The organism is Nocardia grenadensis NBRC 108939, from assembly GCF_001613445.1.
Classification (GTDB): domain Bacteria; phylum Actinomycetota; class Actinomycetes; order Mycobacteriales; family Mycobacteriaceae; genus Nocardia; species Nocardia grenadensis.
Window position 1 is genome coordinate 45,666 of record NZ_BDCJ01000012.1, and the last position, 16,455, is coordinate 62,120.

General features: G+C 67.6%; 17 protein-coding genes and 1 pseudogene. 12 read left to right on the forward strand and 6 right to left on the reverse strand.

Going from position 1 to position 16,455, the window contains the following annotated elements; all coding sequences use genetic code 11:
- Nucleotides 1-7 precede the first annotated feature (7 nt).
- From mrf to rpmF, 3 genes are read left to right on the forward strand one after another with little or no spacing between them, the layout of a single operon-like run.
- A complete protein-coding gene (gene mrf, locus NGR01S_RS14490) occupies nt 8-1,357 on the forward strand; it encodes a ribosome hibernation factor-recruiting GTPase MRF (protein WP_245664598.1) in 1,350 nt (449 codons plus the stop codon).
- Nucleotides 1,357-1,626: a type B 50S ribosomal protein L31 gene (locus NGR01S_RS14495; protein ID WP_063036988.1), complete on the forward strand. Its 270-nt coding sequence runs from the start codon at nt 1,357-1,359 to the stop codon at nt 1,624-1,626. Before mrf ends, NGR01S_RS14495 begins: the two co-directional genes overlap by 1 nt.
- Before the next feature lies 1 nt (nt 1,627).
- Nucleotides 1,628-1,801: a 50S ribosomal protein L32 gene (rpmF, locus tag NGR01S_RS14500; protein WP_063036990.1), complete on the forward strand. Its 174-nt coding sequence runs from the start codon at nt 1,628-1,630 to the stop codon at nt 1,799-1,801.
- A 236-nt stretch (nt 1,802-2,037) separates the two neighbouring features.
- Here the strand turns inward: rpmF and NGR01S_RS14505 are convergent, their stop codons facing one another.
- From NGR01S_RS14505 to NGR01S_RS14530, 6 genes and pseudogenes are all read right to left on the reverse strand, one after another.
- Nucleotides 2,038-2,415, reverse strand: coding sequence for a hypothetical protein (locus tag NGR01S_RS14505; protein WP_157107270.1), 378 nt, complete (start codon nt 2,413-2,415; stop codon nt 2,038-2,040).
- A gap of 5 nt (nt 2,416-2,420) precedes the next feature.
- Nucleotides 2,421-3,332, reverse strand: coding sequence for an MHYT domain-containing protein (locus NGR01S_RS14510; protein WP_174551700.1), 912 nt, complete (start codon nt 3,330-3,332; stop codon nt 2,421-2,423).
- A complete protein-coding gene (locus NGR01S_RS14515; protein WP_245664614.1) occupies nt 3,325-3,882 on the reverse strand; it encodes a GTP-binding protein in 558 nt (185 codons plus the stop codon). Before NGR01S_RS14515 ends, NGR01S_RS14510 begins: the two co-directional genes overlap by 8 nt.
- Nucleotides 3,883-3,940: 58 nt before the next feature.
- Nucleotides 3,941-4,279, reverse strand: a pseudogene (locus NGR01S_RS14520) (DUF742 domain-containing protein); the annotation flags it as partial.
- A gap of 176 nt (nt 4,280-4,455) precedes the next feature.
- Nucleotides 4,456-4,863 (reverse strand): roadblock/LC7 domain-containing protein, encoded by a 408-nt coding sequence (locus tag NGR01S_RS14525; RefSeq protein ID WP_058854582.1) that lies wholly within the window; start codon nt 4,861-4,863, stop codon nt 4,456-4,458.
- Nucleotides 4,860-7,646: an ATP-binding protein gene (locus tag NGR01S_RS14530; RefSeq protein ID WP_063036996.1), complete on the reverse strand. Its 2,787-nt coding sequence runs from the start codon at nt 7,644-7,646 to the stop codon at nt 4,860-4,862. Before NGR01S_RS14530 ends, NGR01S_RS14525 begins: the two co-directional genes overlap by 4 nt.
- 453 nt (nt 7,647-8,099) lie before the next feature.
- On the opposite strand from NGR01S_RS14530, the gene NGR01S_RS14535 reads away from it, so the two are divergent.
- From NGR01S_RS14535 to NGR01S_RS14575, 9 genes are all read left to right on the forward strand, one after another.
- Nucleotides 8,100-8,786, forward strand: a complete 687-nt coding sequence (locus NGR01S_RS14535; RefSeq protein WP_030522341.1) for a response regulator transcription factor — start codon at nt 8,100-8,102, stop codon at nt 8,784-8,786.
- An 89-nt stretch (nt 8,787-8,875) separates the two neighbouring features.
- The gene (locus NGR01S_RS14540; protein WP_063037485.1) at nt 8,876-10,312 is read left to right on the forward strand and encodes a sensor histidine kinase; all 1,437 of its coding nucleotides are present in this window, start codon (nt 8,876-8,878) and stop codon (nt 10,310-10,312) included.
- A 254-nt stretch (nt 10,313-10,566) separates the two neighbouring features.
- The gene (locus NGR01S_RS14545) at nt 10,567-11,976 is read left to right on the forward strand and encodes a S1C family serine protease (RefSeq protein ID WP_084481006.1); all 1,410 of its coding nucleotides are present in this window, start codon (nt 10,567-10,569) and stop codon (nt 11,974-11,976) included.
- Between the two features lie 59 nt (nt 11,977-12,035).
- On the forward strand, nt 12,036-12,530 hold the full coding sequence (locus NGR01S_RS14550) for a MogA/MoaB family molybdenum cofactor biosynthesis protein (protein WP_039826743.1): 495 nt from the start codon (nt 12,036-12,038) through the stop codon (nt 12,528-12,530).
- Nucleotides 12,531-12,545: 15 nt separating this feature from the next.
- Nucleotides 12,546-12,740 (forward strand): hypothetical protein, encoded by a 195-nt coding sequence (locus NGR01S_RS14555; protein WP_063037000.1) that lies wholly within the window; start codon nt 12,546-12,548, stop codon nt 12,738-12,740.
- 547 nt (nt 12,741-13,287) lie between these two features.
- Nucleotides 13,288-13,962 carry an MspA family porin gene (locus NGR01S_RS14560; RefSeq protein ID WP_063037002.1) on the forward strand — a complete coding sequence of 225 codons (675 nt, stop codon included), beginning with the start codon at nt 13,288-13,290 and terminating at the stop codon, nt 13,960-13,962.
- A 77-nt stretch (nt 13,963-14,039) separates the two neighbouring features.
- Nucleotides 14,040-14,705 carry an MspA family porin gene (locus NGR01S_RS14565; protein WP_063037005.1) on the forward strand — a complete coding sequence of 222 codons (666 nt, stop codon included), beginning with the start codon at nt 14,040-14,042 and terminating at the stop codon, nt 14,703-14,705.
- Between the two features lie 328 nt (nt 14,706-15,033).
- A complete protein-coding gene (locus NGR01S_RS14570) occupies nt 15,034-15,708 on the forward strand; it encodes an MspA family porin (protein ID WP_063037490.1) in 675 nt (224 codons plus the stop codon).
- A gap of 74 nt (nt 15,709-15,782) precedes the next feature.
- Entirely contained in the window at nt 15,783-16,451 is a 669-nt protein-coding gene (locus NGR01S_RS14575) for an MspA family porin (protein ID WP_063037007.1), read from the forward strand.
- Nucleotides 16,452-16,455 lie beyond the last annotated feature (4 nt).

The following is a 16,455-nucleotide window of genomic DNA, read 5'->3' on the forward strand; positions in this document are numbered from 1 at the left end:
GGTAGTGGTGTCCCATTCCGCACAACTCCCAGACGTCATCGATCCCGGAGACCGCCGCACACCGGTCGTGGTCGTCGCCGGCCTGCACGGTGATCCGGCCGGTTCCGTCGACCTCGTCGCGGACGCACTCGGCGCCGCCGGGGGCACCGTGGTGGTGCGCCACGATCTCGCCGAACTCGGGGAGGGAATCGTGCGCCGCACCGTATCCCAGGGCGGCACCGCCACCGTCTCGGCACACGAACTCGCGCATGGCTGCGTCTCCTGCACCCTGAAGGCGGATCTGCTGCCGCTGCTCTGTACTCTCGCGGCCCGGGATTCGGTGCGGCGCATCGTGCTCGCCCTGGATCCGGCCATCGAAGCGGAGTCGGTGTGCCAGGGGATCGGCGAGGTGGTGGTGGCCGGTGTCGTCGGCCGGGTGGACGGTCCCGCCGCGCGGGATGTCCGGATAGCCGCCGTGCTCACCGGTCTCGACGCGCGCACCTGGCTCGCTGCGGCGACCGGGGACGAAGCACTGGACGAACTCGGCTGGGCATGGGCCGACGACGAGCGCACCCTCGCTCAACTGGCAGTCGGGCAGGTCGATTTCGCGGACGCCCTGGTGATCACCGGCGGCGACGCCGTGGACCCGCTGGAACGGGCCCGGCTCGGGGCGGTGCTGTCCCGGTTGGTGCCGCTCGCCCCGGCGCTGTGGGCGGGCCCGGACGCCGCGGTGACCACCGGAGCGGTCGAGGAACTGCTGGCCCGGATTCCGGCGCGGTCCCGGCGCGGACGGGTTTTCGACGCGCATACCCCGCTGTTGCGCGGGCAGCCCCCGCTGGGCGCGGAATGCGGGGTGGAGCTGGTGGAGTTCGCCGCCGGGCGCCCCTTCCACCCCGAGCGGCTGCACGGGGCGCTGGACGTGTTGTTCGAGGGTGTGGTCACCGCGCGCGGCCGGGTTTGGCTGGCGACCCAGCCGGACGAGGTGGTGTGGCTGGAATCGGCCGGTGGGGGGCTGCGGATCGGCGGGGCCGGCCGCTGGCTGGCGGCGATGACCGAAGCCGAACGCGCCGAGGTCGAGCCGGAGCGGCTGGCCATGGCCCGGCTGCGCTGGGACGACAGGTTCGGCGACCGTGACAATTCGCTGGTCGTCCTGGTCCACGCGGCCGATCCGGACGAGATCCGGCAGGTACTGGACCGGGCGCTGGTCGACGATGCCGAACTGCGGCTGGTCGAGCGGGCACCACATCAGGTGGCCCGCTGGCCGGATCCGTTCGGCGAATGGCATACCGACCCCTGCGATCCGGACGAACCGTATCCGGCCGCTACCGGCGAGGGCCGGGGCGGCGACATGGGCGAGCGCGCCCGGAAGGAGAAGTGATGAAAGCCGATATCCATCCCGATTACCATCCCGTCGTCTTCGAGGACGCGAGTACCGGGGCCCGGTTCCTGACCCGTTCCACGGCCACCGGCGACCGGACCGTCACCTGGACCGACGGTAATACCTATCCGCTGCTGACGGTGGACGTCACCGCGGATTCACATCCCTTCTGGACCGGCGCGCACCGCGTGCTCGACACCCAGGGCCGGGTGGAGAAATTCGAACGCCGATACGGCCGGCGTGCCGGGCGGACCCGGAAGGAGCACTGAGATGGCGGTACCGAAGCGGAGGATGTCGCGGTCCAATACCCGGAGCCGCCGGTCGAACTGGAAGGCCACCCCGCCGGATCTGGTTCCGGTCACGGTGGATGGTGTGGTGCATCGGGTGCCGCGGCGTCTGGTCGAGGCGGTCCGCCGCGGCCTGCTGGACCTGAAACGCCGGTGAGTTGTCAGGCCCCCTGGATGCGAAAAGACCGTGGCGACAGGCTCTTCCGAGCGGAAGCCGAGGTCGATTCTGCGCCGGTGGCAAACCTCCCGCAAGCATAATCATGGCTCCCACCTCGCCTGATCGCCTGCCGGCCGGTTGCGGACCGAAGGTGGGTGGCGCACCGCTATTTCGGACGGATATGCGGTGAGTTGCGGAAAAACTCGGCGGACTGCTGCTTCAGCGGTCCCTAGCGGTTATCCTCGTGCGTGAGGGCGGGTCTCCCAGAAATGGGAGACCCGCTCATCGCCACTTTCGAGGGCTTTCGCCCCGGTCTCCGCGGGCAGCTCCGCCCGCTGTCGTGAGTCACTTTCCGCCGCAAGCGCCTGCGCGATATCGCCCACCTGTCGCAGAAGCGCGAGAGCGAGGGCTGCCGGGAGCAGCAGCAGCGATACCGGCCACGGCAACTCCACTCGCTCCTGGCGCTCTGCCCGGGCCGCGAGATCGGCGACCGTGGCTTCCATTTCACTGATCTCGACCCGCAGTTCGGAGACCTCGGAGCGCAGGCCGCGCACCTGCGCCCACAGCTCCCGCAGCAGCTTCTCCTGATCGGACAGCACGGTATCGGGTTCCATCCGCATCAGCGCGCCGGTTCCGGCAGCGGCTGAGCACGCTGCGCGAGCGCCGCCGCGGCATTGGGGCGCGCGGCGGGCCGACTCTGCTCGTCCGTGGGGGCCGCACCGCCGGCACCACCCGCCGGGCCGCCGGTCTCGCCCGCGCCGGGCTTCGGGCCGCGGGGAGTGTCGTCGGGGCGCTCCGGGGCGACCAGCACCGCGGTGATCGGAACGGCCAGGGCCAGGAGACCGAGAACGAACATCGGGAAGGCGTAACCGAACAGCTCCATGCCCTGCGCGGGCTCGGCATCGGGGTCGAACCGGAATTCCAGCGAGGCGACACCGGTGAAGTAGACGGCCGCCACGCCCGCGCCGAACATCGCGATCGACCCGACCCGGGCCGCCGGGAAGCGGAACCGCTGGAAGAGGAACACACACAGCGAGGAAGCGGTCACCACCACGACGATCGCGACGACGAAGAAGCCGATGTTCACCGAGACCGAACCCTGGATATCGATCGAGGTGATCTGTAGCCACAGCATGATCCCGAATCCGAGACCGAGTCCGGCCGCGGCGTTCACCATGCGTTTGAGCTCGAACTCACGACCGGCCAGCAGCAGGCCGAGGAAGACCGCGGCGACGGCGAACACCAGGGACAGGGTCAGATCCGAGATGTCGTAACGCAGAACGCGGCCCGGAATGGAGATTCCCAGCAGTGAGACGGTGCTGGCCAGCCAGACCCCGATACCGCCGATGGAGACCGCGGCGGCGGCCACCCATACCGGGCGGAACCGGACCGAGCGGCGGCCGTTCACCGCGCAGGCCAGGCCCACGAACATCCCGACCGCCGACACCCCGAAAGTGAGCAGGGTCAGCCAGTAGCCCATGGTGAACAGATCGGCGGTCTCGACCGTGCCCGCGGCCAGCACCTCAACCATGCCGGGCGACTCCCTCGTATTCCTGAGCCTTCAAACGATTGATCGCGTACTCGGTGACGGCGGCCAGCGCCTGCCGCACCTCCTTCGCGTCGCGGGCATCGATATCCACGATCGGTACGCCCTCGCGCACCGACAGCGCCTCGCGTAGTTCGGCCATCGCGAACCGCGGCGAATTCGGGAACCGGTTGACCGCGATCAGGAAGGGCAGATTACGGGCCTCGAAGAAGTCGACGGCGGCGAAACTGTCCTCCAACCGGCGCGCGTCCACCAGCACCACCGCGCCGATGGCGCCGCGGACGAGGTCGTCCCACATGAACCAGAACCGTTGCTGTCCGGGTGTGCCGAACAGGTACAGCGTCAGGTTTCCCGGCAGGATGATCCGGCCGAAATCCATTGCGACCGTGGTGGTCCGCTTGTCCGGGGTGTCGTTTAGGTCGTCCACGCCGTCGGAGAAGCTGGTGACCATAGCCTCGGTCCGCAGCGGCACGATTTCCGAGACCGCGCCCACGAAAGTTGTTTTGCCCGCACCGAACCCACCGGCGACGACGATCTTGGTCGACGCGACGACCCGGGTCTCGGCCTCCGCCGCACCACCACCCTGGCTCTTGCTAAAGGGCTCGGAGTCCACGCAATGTCCTCTCCATCAGCGACCGGCGTTCGTCGTAACTCGCCTGCTCGGTCAAAGTCGAATGCACTCGCAGGTTGCCGTCCACGACGAGATCACCGATGACGACGCGGACCATACCGAGCGGGCGATCGAGATGCGCGGCGATTTCGGCAACCGACAGCTGGTGGGTTCCGAGCCGGAGGATCTCGGCTCGGATGTCACCGGACGGCCAATCGAATTGTGCATGATAGGAGATGGTTTCGATAACCGCCTCCATCGGTAGATCGACTGCGGGCTGGGTTCGGCCGGCGGTGAGTGCGTACGGACGGACACGTCCGGGCCGGCGCGGGCTGTTCGGCTGCGCCGGGGCGTTGAATCGATAGGCACCGGTGTTGTACTGCGAGGAACCGGGTCCGAAGTTCTGTGCACCCGGACCGTAGTTGTGGTCCGGGGAGCCGAATCCGGGTCCGCCGGTGTGCGGATCGGGTAAGCCTTGGCCGAATTGGGACATCGTGCTCAGACGGTGGATCGGGCGGTCGCGCTGACGACCGAACCCACGCGATCGACCAGCAGGGCCATCTCGTAACCGATTCGGCCGATATCGTGCTGTTTGTTGGCGAGTACCGCGATATGCGAGCCGTTGCCGACGCTCATCACCAGTAGGTAGCCGCGCTGCATCTCCACGATCGACTGCATCACCTTGCCGCCGTCGAACAACTGTGCCGCGCCGGTCGAGAGACTGGCCAGGCCCGCGGTCACCGCGGCGAGCTGTTCGGCACGATCGGCGGGCAGATGGGGGCTGACAGCCTGCAACAGGCCGTCCGCGGAGACCAGGACGGCATGGGAGACACCCGGCACATCCCGGGTGAATCTGGCGACGAGCCAGTTCAAGTTCTCGTCCGTGCTGCTCTTCGGATCGGTCATACAAGCCCTCCGTCATTGTTCTGCGCGTCGGCCCGCCCACTGCGGACCCCGCTCAGGTGTCTGGTCAGATTGCTCCGGATCTCCGCCGGGTCCCGTGGAACCTCGTCTTCGACGGGGGTCAGCCCGCCGGGTACGAGTTGCGCGCCCGGCCGGCGGATGGGGAGCCCGTTCGCGGTCTTGGAATCCGAGCTCGGCTTGGCGGCGTCCTCCGCGGCCAGCCAGCCGATATCGGCGGGAGTGGTCCAGTCCTGCCGCGGCTGGTCCGCCGTGGTGGCCGGCTCGACCAGCCATTCCGAGACCATGCGCTGGTAGATCGGAGTGGGGGTTTCGCCGCCCACCGGTTGCAGCCGGGCGGAGGTGGTCGTGGCCGGCGCCGGCTCGTCGCGACGCTCCGCGGTGCGGCCGAACGGGTCGTCGTGGTCCATGCCCGGACGCCGGATCGGCAAGCCGGAGCGGGCGGTGACCGCCGGCGGCTCCGGTTCGGACGCCGGACGGGGGTCGGGGGTGTCGGGAGCCGAGGTCTCCACCGGAGCCGGGAAGGATTGGGTCTTGTAGGTTTCCGACCAGATCCCGGTGGGCGATTCATCGTTGGCCGCGGACTCGGGGACGGGATCGAATGCCGAGAAGGTGTCCCGGGAGCCGCTGCCGTTGGTGTCCTTGCCGAGGGCGGCCGGACCGTGCGTGGACGGGCGACGCTGCGGTAGCCCGGTGGACGTGGTACCGAAACTCGATGTCACGGGTGCGGGAGTGAGCGGCCGCAGCGCGGGGAGATCGGTCCGCGAGGTCCACGAATCCGCGGACGGCAGGTCGGGCACCGGGGTCAGTTGCCGCGGCGCCGGCGGCGGGGGGAGCTGCGGCAGCTGCGAGGTGTGCTGGAGTTGCGGCGGGGCCGCGGAGAGGTCGGCGGTGAGTACGTTCGAGTTGTCCGACCCGGTATCGGGGGAGATCAACAGGCCCGGTAGATGCAGGCTGGCGGTGATACCGGGCTGCTGCGCCATGGTCGAGGTACGCCGCAGCCCCACGGTGATCTGATGCCGTTTGGCCAGCCGGCCGACGACGAAGAGACCCATCCGGCGTGCGGTTTCGACATTGATCTCACCACCGGAAGCCAGGCGCGCGTTGGCGGCCTGCAGGTCCTCGGTGGCCATACCCAGTCCCCGGTCGGTGATCTCGATGAGGTACCCGCCGTCGACCGCGCGGGAGACGGTCACCGCCACCGGCGTATTGGGCGGGGAGTACCGCAGCGCATTGTCGATGACCTCCGCGAGCAGGTGTTCGATATCGACCGCGGGCTCACCGGCGACCACACCCTCGGGCACATGACCGATCTCGACCCGCTGATAGTCCTCGACCTGGGAAACCGCACTCCACAGCATATCCGAGAGCGGGACCGGATCGAGCTGGCCGCGACGCAGCGCGGTACCGGCCAGCACGAGCAGGTTGTCACCATTGCGCCGCATCCGCGTGGCGAGATGGTCGAGCCGGAACAGGTTCTGCAGCCGTTTCGGATCGTCCTCGTCGTGTTCGAGCTCTTCGATGATGCCCAGCTGCTGTTCGACCAGCGACTGGCTGCGCCGGGACAGGGTCTCGAACATATTGCCGATCTGCACCCGCAGACGTGCCTGGTCGGCGGCCAGATTGAGGGCCTGCTGGTGCATTTCGTCGACCGCTCGGGCGAGCTGGCCGATCTCCTCGGTGCCCTGGACGCCGACCGGCTCGATCTCCGGGGTCTCGGCGCCACCGCGGACCTGCTCGAGTTCCTCTGGAAGGCGCACATGGGCCACTTCCAGTGCGTCACGGCGCAGCCGGCGCACTGGGACGACCAAGGTCCGGGCGACGGCGAGGGCGAGGGTCAGGCCGCCGAGCAGGGCGGCGATGAGCAGTGCGGTCTCCCGCAGCGCGCTGTTCTGGGCGGAAACAGTCGCATGGTGCAGCGCGCCGCTGATGGTGGCGATCAGCTGGTCGGTGGTGACCTGGTAGGCCCGCGAGCTGGTGTCGAGGGATTTCAGCGCGGCGGGATCGGTCATCGCGCCCTGGGTGCCCTGGCTGAAGATCGCCAGCCGGGTCTGGACCGCGTCCAGGAGCGGCCGCATATTGCCGGCCACATCCGGCATGATCTGTCCGTACTGGTGGATCATGGTGAGCTCGGCGCCACCGGAGGTGAGTACCCGGGCGCGCATGGCCGGATTGTCCTCGGCGGTGGGCGAACTGATCACCAGGCGTTGCGCGGTCAGCGACCGCCGTGCGTTCTGGATGGCGCTCACCTGCAGGAAGTAGCGCTGGATCGAGAGGTCCTCGACGGTGGGTGACTGCGCGAGCGCATTGCCGATCCGGACCGCGATCTCGTCGGCCTGATCGCCCACCATGGCGGGCGATCCGTTGCTGAGGCCGCTGCGCATGGTGCCGCCGATGGTGAGTGCCGAGGATAGTTCCCGGGAGACCTCCAGCCGGATCTGATTGGAGTCCAGCGCTCTTTCCAAGGTTTCGTGGGCCGCGTCGAACCCGGCGAGGGCCGCGGAGGCCCGCGGATTGCGGTTGTCGGCCCAGCCGGCGGTCGCGGTGACCGCGAGGTGCTCGGCGGCGGCGTTGTAGCCGACGATGGGCGCGATGATGCGGGACTGGTCGGTCGCGGCCTCGAGCTGTTCCAGGGTGCGCAGCTCGTTGTTGATCCGCAGCACCGCGAAGAGGGTCGCCAGGACGACCGGCAGGACCAGGACGATGCCGACCTTGCGGGTGACCGACCAGTTGGACAGGCTGAATTGCCACGGTCGCGGGGTTTCCATCCGCCTCTGTCGCCTCCGCATCACGATCGACCTCTTATTGGCGCGTGGGCGCTTCAGTTATGATTCACTGCACACCGAACCAACCGGAGGTCTAGTTTTTACCGATCGGAACATACCGTGCATGGTAGCGGCGGGCAATCGGGCCGTTCAGCCGGTTATGCCGCGAATAAAGCGGATGTGGAACAGGTTTCGTGGCATATCACAGGGTGGTAATGGATCGTCCGGTCGGCGGATGAATTCCCAGGTCGAGATGCCTGCGCAAGGAACGCCGCGAGTTCGTCGCCATTAGGTCGACCGTCCGACACCTTCCCACGAGGGGGAAGTTTCGCTTGTTATTCGACCCGCCTTCGCGCCGGATTCGGAAAATCCGTCCGACGAAGCCGGTGGTCAGCGGACTCGCGGCGCGGCGGGCCCTCTCAGTAGCCTCTCAGTCGCTGCGGTCAAACTGGTGTTATGCGGATTCTGGTGGTCGACGACGATCGTGCCGTGCGGGAGTCACTGCGCCGGTCGCTGACCTTCAACGGATACACCGTCGATCTGGCGGTGGACGGTATCGACGCATTGGAGAAGGCGACCGCCGACCGCCCGGACGCGCTGGTACTCGATGTCATGATGCCTCGACTGGACGGGCTCGAAGTGTGCCGGCGACTGCGCAGCACCGGAGACGATCTGCCCATCCTGGTGCTGACCGCGCGGGATTCGGTCTCCGAGCGGGTGGCGGGCCTCGATGCCGGCGCCGACGACTACCTACCCAAACCGTTCGCGCTCGAAGAACTGCTGGCCCGGCTGCGCGCGCTGCTGCGCCGCCGCGCCCCGGACACCGGCGAGATCTCCGAGGCGATGCACTTCGCCGACCTCTCGCTCGACCCGGTCACCCGGGAAGTTGCCCGCGGTTCGCGGTCCATCTCGCTGACCCGCACCGAGTTCTCCCTGCTCGAAATGCTCATGTCCAACCCGCGCCGGGTACTGACCCGCGGCCGGATACTCGAGGAGGTGTGGGGCTACGACTTTCCCACCTCCGGAAACGCCCTGGAGGTCTATATCGGCTATCTACGCCGGAAAACCGAGGCCGACGGCGAACCCCGGCTCATCCATACCGTCCGCGGGGTCGGTTACGTCCTGCGTGAAACGCCCCCGTAAGCGCGGATATGGCACGCACCTCCCGTTCCGCGGCGAAGAAACATTCGGTCGCGCCACTCGGCGGCCCCTGGCCGGACGAGCCGACCCCTATGCGCCCCCCGACTCCGCTGACCCGCACCGTATCCCTGCGGTGGCGGGTCACTCTGCTGGCCGCCTCGCTGGTGGCGATCTTCGTGGCGATCACCTCGATCGCCGCCTACGCCATGGTCGCCCGCGCCCTCTACGGGCAGGTCGACGCGCAACTGCGGGCCCGCGCCGCCACCATGATCAGCGGCGATATCGACAGTATGGCCTTCCAATCGCTGGGCGTGGCGACACTGTTCTCCAACGATATCGGCGTAGCGCTGATCTATCCGCCCGCCAATCAGGAGTCCACCCAGCGTCCCAGCCTGCCCGCCTATATCCCGCCACAGCCGACCACACCGCCCATCGGAACCGAGGAGATCGCGGTGGCGCAGGGCACCCGCGATTCGTCCCTGCGCACCTACAACAATCAGCGGGTATTGGCCGAGCGTATGGATTCCGGCGTCACTTTGATCATCTCGCAACGCCTGGAACCGACCCGGGAGGTGCTGGACCGGCTGGCCTGGCTGCTGTTCGCGGTCGGCGCGTCCGGGGTGGTCCTCGCCGCCGGCGCGGGTACCACTGTGGGGCGGACCGGGCTGCGCCCGATCGCCCGGCTGACCGCGGCCACCGAGCGGATCGCGCGGACCGACGACCTCACCCCCATTCCGGTGACCGGTGACGACGAGCTCGCTCGGCTCACCGAGAGCTTCAACACCATGCTGCGCGCCCTCACCGAATCCCGGGACCGGCAGCGGCGGCTGGTCGCCGACGCCGGCCACGAACTGCGCACCCCGCTGACCTCCTTGCGCACGAATATGGAACTCCTCATCGCCTCGAGCCGCCCCGACGCCCCGGCCATCCCCGAGGAGGACATGGCCGAACTGCGGTCGGATGTGATGGCGCAGATCGAAGAACTGTCCAACCTGGTCGGCGACCTGGTGGATCTCGCCCGCGAGGACGCCCCGGAAACCGTGTACGAGCGGGTCGACCTCGGTGAGGTGACCGAACGCGCACTGGAACGGGTCCGCCGCCGCGGCGCGTCCGATTTCGCCGCCGAATTGCGCCCCTGGTTCGTGTACGGACACGACGCCGCATTGGAACGCGCGATTCTCAATGTTCTCGACAATGCCGCCAAATGGAACCCGCCCGGCGAGCAGGTCCGCGTGCGGATGGCCGAGACCGGCCGCGGGCTTCTGGAATTGTCGGTCGACGATGCCGGACCCGGTATTCCACCGGGCGAGCGCGAGCTGGTTTTCGAGCGTTTCTACCGCACCACCGCCTCCCGCTCCATGCCCGGTTCCGGACTCGGCCTGGCAATTGTGAAACAGGTCGTGACCAAACACGGCGGAACCATTGCCATCGATACCTCCGAGCGCGGCGGCGCGCTCATCCGCATCGTGTTGCCGGGTGAAAATCCGCCGCCGGAGGAATATCGTCCGGAAAGCGCCGAAGGCGAATAATTCGTGTATGTTCGCGCGCTTCTCCGATCGATTGCGGATGATCCACCTCCGTGGTCGGGGCCCGCCCCGATGCCGGAGCGACCGATGCGGAGTGCAGCGACCGATCGGTGGAATGAAGAATCGGGTCATCCGGTGCCGCGACCACGTAGCGACCGGAGGCGCGGCTATAGGCACCGCAAATTAATGCGGCTCTCAGTTCGTTCTCAGTAGTGGTCGGCAGGCTGGACAGCGGATATGAGCAGAAAAGGGAAACTATGACCGAGGATTTCACCAATCGGCCGGCCGGGCCGGAATCGGGACCGGTGCCGCCCTCGACTCCGCAACCGCACGCGGGGCCGCCGCCGAGTTCGGGGGCCGGCGGCGAGCCGGCCGGGCCCGGTGGGATGCCGGGTGGCGGGGCACCGCAGTATCCGGGTGCACCGCCGTTCCCGGGCGGCCGGCCGGGCGACACTGCTGCGTATCCGGTCGCGGGCGGATCATTCGCCGGGCCGCCGCCCGGCGATTCCGGGCAGTTCTACGCGGCCGCGGCGCCACCGCCGCGCCGGAGCTCGGTGCGGACCGGTCTGGTGGCCGGGGCGGTCGCGCTGGCACTGGTGAGCGGCGGTATAGGGGGCGCGGTGGGTGCGCTGGTCAGCGATTCGGGCGATCGTCCGGCGGTGACCAACGCGCTGGACGGGCCGGTGCCGAAGGTGCAGAACACGGCGAATGCGCCGGCCGGGTCGACCCAGGCGGTGGCGCAGCGGGTGCTGCCGTCGGTGGTGATGATCGAGGTGGCCAGTAACCGCGGGCAGGGGGAGGGGTCCGGGGTGGTTCTTTCCTCGGACGGTTTGATCCTGACCAACAACCATGTCGCGGCCGGTGGCGGCGGGAACGGTGAAATGTCGGTGACCTTCTCCGACGGCAGCACGGCGCAGGCCTCACTGGTCGGTGCCGATCCGGTCTCCGATCTCGCGGTCATCAAGGTGCGCGGGAAGACGGATCTGCAGCCGATCGAACTGGGTAGTTCGGCGAATCTACAGGTCGGTCAGCCGGTGGTGGCGATCGGTTCGCCGCTGGGGCTGGCGGGCACGGTGACCACCGGGATCGTCTCGGCGATGAATCGCCCGGTGTCGACCACCGGAGAGGGCGGCAACGACCCGACCGTGCCGAATCCGGTGATCGATGCGATCCAGACCGATGCCGCGATCAACCCGGGTAATTCCGGTGGTGCGCTGGTCGACGCCGAGGGCCGGCTGATCGGGATCAATACCGCGATCGCGAGTCTGGGATCCTCGGGCGCGGGAGGTCAGCAGAGCGGTTCCATCGGGCTCGGTTTCGCGATCCCGGTGGATCAGGCACGCCGGGTCGCCGACGAGTTGATCAAAAGCGGTCACGCGACATACGCGCAGATCGGGATGACGGTGCAGCGGGACGAATCGGTGCACGGTGCGCGGGTTCTCGATGTCACGCCGAACGGCCCGGCGGCCGCGGCGGGGATCCCGTCCGGGTCTATCGTGACCCGGCTCGACGACCGCACGATCGATTCCGGTGACGCGCTGGTCGCCGCGGTGCGATCGAAACAGCCGGGAGAAAAGGTGACAGTGACCTATACCGATGAACGTGGTGGAAACAGCCGCACGGCCGAGGTGACCCTAGCCGCCGCCGCGGTGGGGGGCGGCCGATGATGCGGAAGGTGACCGGGGGTGGGCACGCGGCGCTGGCGGTCGGCGCTACGGTGAGCGGTATGGAAATCGATGCTCCTGTTGCGGGGCGTGCACTGGTCGTGGTGGTGGACGATCGAACGGCGCACGGCGGCGAGGATTCGCTGGGCCCGCTGGTCACCGAACTGCTCACCGAGGCGGGGTTCCTCGTCGACGCCTCCGTCTCGGTGGAGGCCGACGAGGTGGCGATCCGGAACGCGTTGAACACCGCGGTGATCGGTGGGGTGGACATAGTGATCTCGGTCGGTGGCACCGGTATGTCGCCGCGTGATGTCACACCCGAGGCCACCTCCGAGGTGCTCGACCGGGATCTGCCCGGGATCAGTGAGGCGTTGCGGGCCTCGGGGCGGGTGGCCGGTTCGCTGGACGCCGGGCTCTCCCGTGGGCTGGCCGGTATCTCGGGGAGCACGCTGGTGGTGAACCTGCCGGGCACCCGGGCCGCGATCCGCGATGGGATGGCGACCCTGGGGCCGTTGGCGAGCCGGGTGATCGGTGAGCTGTCCGGGCTGCTGGAATGAGCCGGAGCGCACGGTATGAGTGAGGGTGAGAACCCCGAGGTCCCCCGTCGGGCACACCGCCGGACGGGGGGCCCGGCGCGTCTGGACCGGATCTTCGGCGAGGTGCTGCCGTCCACCACGCGCGACGAGCGGGACGACAGCGCGTTATCCGGCGCCGACGACGAGTGGTGGCGTTCCCAGGTGCCACCGCATCACGGCGGCGCCGGCTGACCGAAAGGTATTGGCGCTCAACGCTTTTCGATTGCATTCGGCGTCGGCGCGTTATATCCCGGGGAGGTAAAGGGGGATGTGAATTCTTTCGAAATTGTCCGGTATCGGATTCGGCGGATTATAATATTCGGCCCTCGATGTCGGTAATTTAAAGGGGGCTATTTTTTTGACGAATTCTTTGCGGGGGATTTCCACGGCCGACGACCTGCCCTAGGGCTGCCACCTGCATTTGCGCACCGCCGCACTACGCCTCGGATTCAAATGTGATTTGGATCACATTAACGTATAGCGAAAGCACCCTTTGTCGAACCTGTTACCGACCGTTTAATCTCGGCTTCGTCGACCGCCGCAATGGTGGTCCGGCGCGACTTCACTTTGTGGAACCCCGCCGGTCGCATTGGCGTGCATTGTCCGATTTGCGGCGTTGCACCGAAATAACAACAGGTCACCTGTAGGTAACAAACGAGCGAAACACTGGTCGCAGCCGGCGAGTCAGCTGTCCGAGTCTCGTAGGCCATGCTGTTTGTCCGACATGATGAGGGGAAATATGAGCGAGAACCGCACCGACGGTGTACGTAACGGCGCCAGGATCGCGGGTGTCGGTGCCGCGGCCGCCGTCGCCGTGGGCCTGTTGTCGGTGGGCGCCGCAGATGCCGATGCCTTCGTGGCGCTGCCCGACGGCCAGAAGGCCGGCCCCGGAGTGACCATTACCCGTACAGGTGAGCATGCCGTCGTTTCGCCCTCGATGGCGGCCAACGGCGCGGGCCGGGTTGTCTGGGTCTCCGGAAACACCATTGCCGACGTCGCAGTGACGCCCGAAGGCGAACCGGGTCCGAACAACGGTCCGACCGGCGAGGACGGGACCAACAACTCGTCCACGCACGGCGCCTCGCAGCTCAATACCGGCTATATCGTCGGTTGCCAGGTGAGCATCGGCGAGGACGCGATCGGCCTGGGCGGCTCGCTGGGCCTGTCCCTCGACGGCGGTAGCCTCGGCGGCTCCGTCGGCGTCGAACTGGGCCCGGGCGACGTCAAATTCGTGCAGATCGACTACAAGGACATCACGAAGCCCGGCAAGTACTCGGTGGAGTACCAGGATGCCGAGATCGAGATCCAGGGTTGCGCGGGTTATGCGCAGGCGCGGTCGTACACGGTGGTCGAGATCATCGGGGACCACTACTCGAAGACCACCCTGTACGGCCAGCCGTTCAGCATCGGCTGAGCCGCCGCGCCCGTCCACGTCGCATCGAATCTCTCTCGCGCATTTCGCGAGCTCTCCCCTCGAAGGGTGTAACTCTCATGTTCAACCGCAAAAATCTGGCGCGCCTGGCCGGCGTCGGCGCCGCCACCACTGTCGCGCTCGGCCTGTTCTCCACCGGAGCGGCCAGTGCCGATACCTTCATCCCGCTGCCCGGCGGCGAACTCGTCAAGACGCTGTCCGACGGCACGGTGGTGACCGTGCGCATGGTCGGCGAATCGGCAACCATCAGCCCGTCCATGGGTGCCACCCCGGTCCACCGCAACGCGTGGGCCTCCGGTAGCGCGCAGGTCGAGATCGCCGGCGGCGAGGACGTGGGCGGCAAGATCTACCCAGGCTATGTCGTGGGCTGCCAGGTCAATATCGACGGTGGCGGTGCCCAGGGTGGTGCCGGCGCCGAAGTGGACACCGAAGGCGCTGTGAGCCCGAGCGCCGAAACCGGCGGCAACCTCTCCGTCGGCCCCGGTCAGGCGAAATCGTTCTACGTCCTCGATATCGAGGGACCGGACGACTACGGCAGCGAGGATCACGCCACCAACAACAGGTTCCGGGGTAACAGCGGTTCGGTGACCTGGTCCGATCAGACCATCGGCCTCAACGGCTGCGGTGGTTACGCGCAGGCCCGGTCCTTCGTCAAGGTCGAGGTGGAGACCGAGAACGTGATCACCTTCGTCACGCTGTGGGGGCAACCGTTCAGCCTCGGCTGATATCCGGCCGAATCCGACAATAGTGGCACGAATACGGGCCCGCCGCAGCCAAGAGCCGCGGCGGGCCCGTATTCTGTTCCGGCAGAACGGTGCACGCCGGTGCCGGGGTACGTTTCCCCAGCACCCGTCACTTCCCGGCTACCTGGCACTCATCCCGCCGACACACCGTGTCGGCGGCACGGTATTCGAGTGTTCACCGGCTGTGTGGTTTTTGGTTCATCTGGTGGCTACAGCCGTCCCGCAAGCTCATTGCAGCCTGTTCTCGGGCCGCCCCGACATCGATTCGCTGCGATGCCGGGTGTCGCTGAAAACCTTGATGAGGGGAAATATGAGCAAGAACCGCACCACCGGTCTGCGCTGCGGCGCGCGCGCTCTGGGCGTGGGCGCTGTCGCGGCCGTGGCCATGGGCCTGTTCTCGACCGGTGCCGCGAACGCGGACACTTTCGTTCCGCTGCCCGACGGTGAAAAACTCGGACCCGGCGTGAAGATCACCCGCACCCATGAGAGCGCACTGATCTCGCCTTCCCTGGCCGCCAACGGCGCGGGCCGGACCGTCTGGGTCTCGGGCAACGCGTCCGCCGACGTGGCGGTGACCCCCGAGGGCGAAGCCGGTCCGCACAACGGCCCGACCGGTGCCAACGGGACCAACAACTCCTCGACCCACGGTGCTTCGCAGCTCAACACCGGCTACATCGTCGGCTGCCAGGTGAGCATCGCCGACAACGCGATCAGCCTGGGTGGCTCGGTCGGCGTCAAACTCGACGGTGGCAGCATCGGCGGCTCGGTCGGCCTCAAGCTGGGCCCGGGCGAGGTCAAGTTCGTGCAGGTCGACTTCAAGGACATCGAGAAGCCCGGTGTGTACTCGGTCGAGTACCAGGACATCGAGATCGCGATCCAGGGCTGCGCCGGTTACGCGCAGGCACGTTCCTACACCGTGGTCGAGATCATCGGTGACCACTACTCCAAGACCACCCTCTACGGGCAGCCGTTCAGCATCGGCTGACGCCGATACCGGCCGAATTCACTCAACCCACACTTCTCGCTGTCGCGAATTCAACCCCAGAGGGGCATAAACACATGTTCAACCGCAAGAATCTGGCGCGCCTCGCCGGCGTCGGCGCCGCTGCCTCGATGACGCTGGGCCTGTTCTCCACCGGAGCCGCCAACGCCGATACCTTCATCCCGCTGCCCGGCGGTGAAATCGTCAAGACCCTGTCCGACGGCACCGCGGTGACCGTGCGCCTGGTCGGCGAATCCGCCAACATCAGCCCGTCCATGGGCGCCACCCCGGTCCACCGCAACGCGTGGGTCTCCGGTAGCGCGCAGGTCGAGATCGCCGGCGGGAAAGGCGGCAAGATCTACCCCGGCTACGTCGTGGGCTGCCAGGTGAATATTTCCGGTGGCGGCGTCGACGGCAGCGTCACCGGTGACGTGAAGGTCAGCGACGGCTCCGGCGAGCTCACCCCGAGCGGTAAAGGCGGCGCCAACCTGACTCTCGGCCCCGGTCAGGCGAAGTCCTTCTATGTCCTGGATATCGAGAAGCCGGATGACTACGGCGACGAGGACCACGCCACCAACAACAAGTTCAAGGGCAACAGCGGTTCGGTGACCTGGTCCGACCAGACCATCGCCGTCAACGGCTGCGGTGGTTACGCGCAGGCGCGCGCGTTCGTGAAGGTCAAGGTCGAGACCGATCACGTCATGTCCGTGGTGACCCTGTGGGGTCAGCCGTTCAGCCTCGGCTGATCCG

What these genes read in the sequence shown, in the direction of transcription:
- NGR01S_RS14530 (WP_063036996.1), bottom strand. Translation starts at nt 7,646, where the DNA reads ATGGAAACCCCGCGACCGTGGCAATTCAGCCTGTCCAACTGGTCGGTC.
- NGR01S_RS14535 (WP_030522341.1), top strand. Translation starts at nt 8,100, where the DNA reads ATGCGGATTCTGGTGGTCGACGACGATCGTGCCGTGCGGGAGTCACTG.
- NGR01S_RS14510 (WP_174551700.1), bottom strand. Translation starts at nt 3,332, where the DNA reads ATGGTTGAGGTGCTGGCCGCGGGCACGGTCGAGACCGCCGATCTGTTC.
- NGR01S_RS14505 (WP_157107270.1), bottom strand. Translation starts at nt 2,415, where the DNA reads ATGGAACCCGATACCGTGCTGTCCGATCAGGAGAAGCTGCTGCGGGAG.
- NGR01S_RS14565 (WP_063037005.1), top strand. Translation starts at nt 14,040, where the DNA reads ATGTTCAACCGCAAAAATCTGGCGCGCCTGGCCGGCGTCGGCGCCGCC.
- NGR01S_RS14555 (WP_063037000.1), top strand. Translation starts at nt 12,546, where the DNA reads ATGAGTGAGGGTGAGAACCCCGAGGTCCCCCGTCGGGCACACCGCCGG.
- NGR01S_RS14560 (WP_063037002.1), top strand. Translation starts at nt 13,288, where the DNA reads ATGAGCGAGAACCGCACCGACGGTGTACGTAACGGCGCCAGGATCGCG.
- NGR01S_RS14550 (WP_039826743.1), top strand. Translation starts at nt 12,036, where the DNA reads ATGGAAATCGATGCTCCTGTTGCGGGGCGTGCACTGGTCGTGGTGGTG.
- NGR01S_RS14575 (WP_063037007.1), top strand. Translation starts at nt 15,783, where the DNA reads ATGTTCAACCGCAAGAATCTGGCGCGCCTCGCCGGCGTCGGCGCCGCT.
- NGR01S_RS14545 (WP_084481006.1), top strand. Translation starts at nt 10,567, where the DNA reads ATGACCGAGGATTTCACCAATCGGCCGGCCGGGCCGGAATCGGGACCG.
- NGR01S_RS14495 (WP_063036988.1), top strand. Translation starts at nt 1,357, where the DNA reads ATGAAAGCCGATATCCATCCCGATTACCATCCCGTCGTCTTCGAGGAC.
- rpmF (WP_063036990.1), top strand. Translation starts at nt 1,628, where the DNA reads ATGGCGGTACCGAAGCGGAGGATGTCGCGGTCCAATACCCGGAGCCGC.
- NGR01S_RS14540 (WP_063037485.1), top strand. Translation starts at nt 8,876, where the DNA reads ATGCGCCCCCCGACTCCGCTGACCCGCACCGTATCCCTGCGGTGGCGG.
- NGR01S_RS14525 (WP_058854582.1), bottom strand. Translation starts at nt 4,863, where the DNA reads ATGACCGATCCGAAGAGCAGCACGGACGAGAACTTGAACTGGCTCGTC.
- NGR01S_RS14570 (WP_063037490.1), top strand. Translation starts at nt 15,034, where the DNA reads ATGAGCAAGAACCGCACCACCGGTCTGCGCTGCGGCGCGCGCGCTCTG.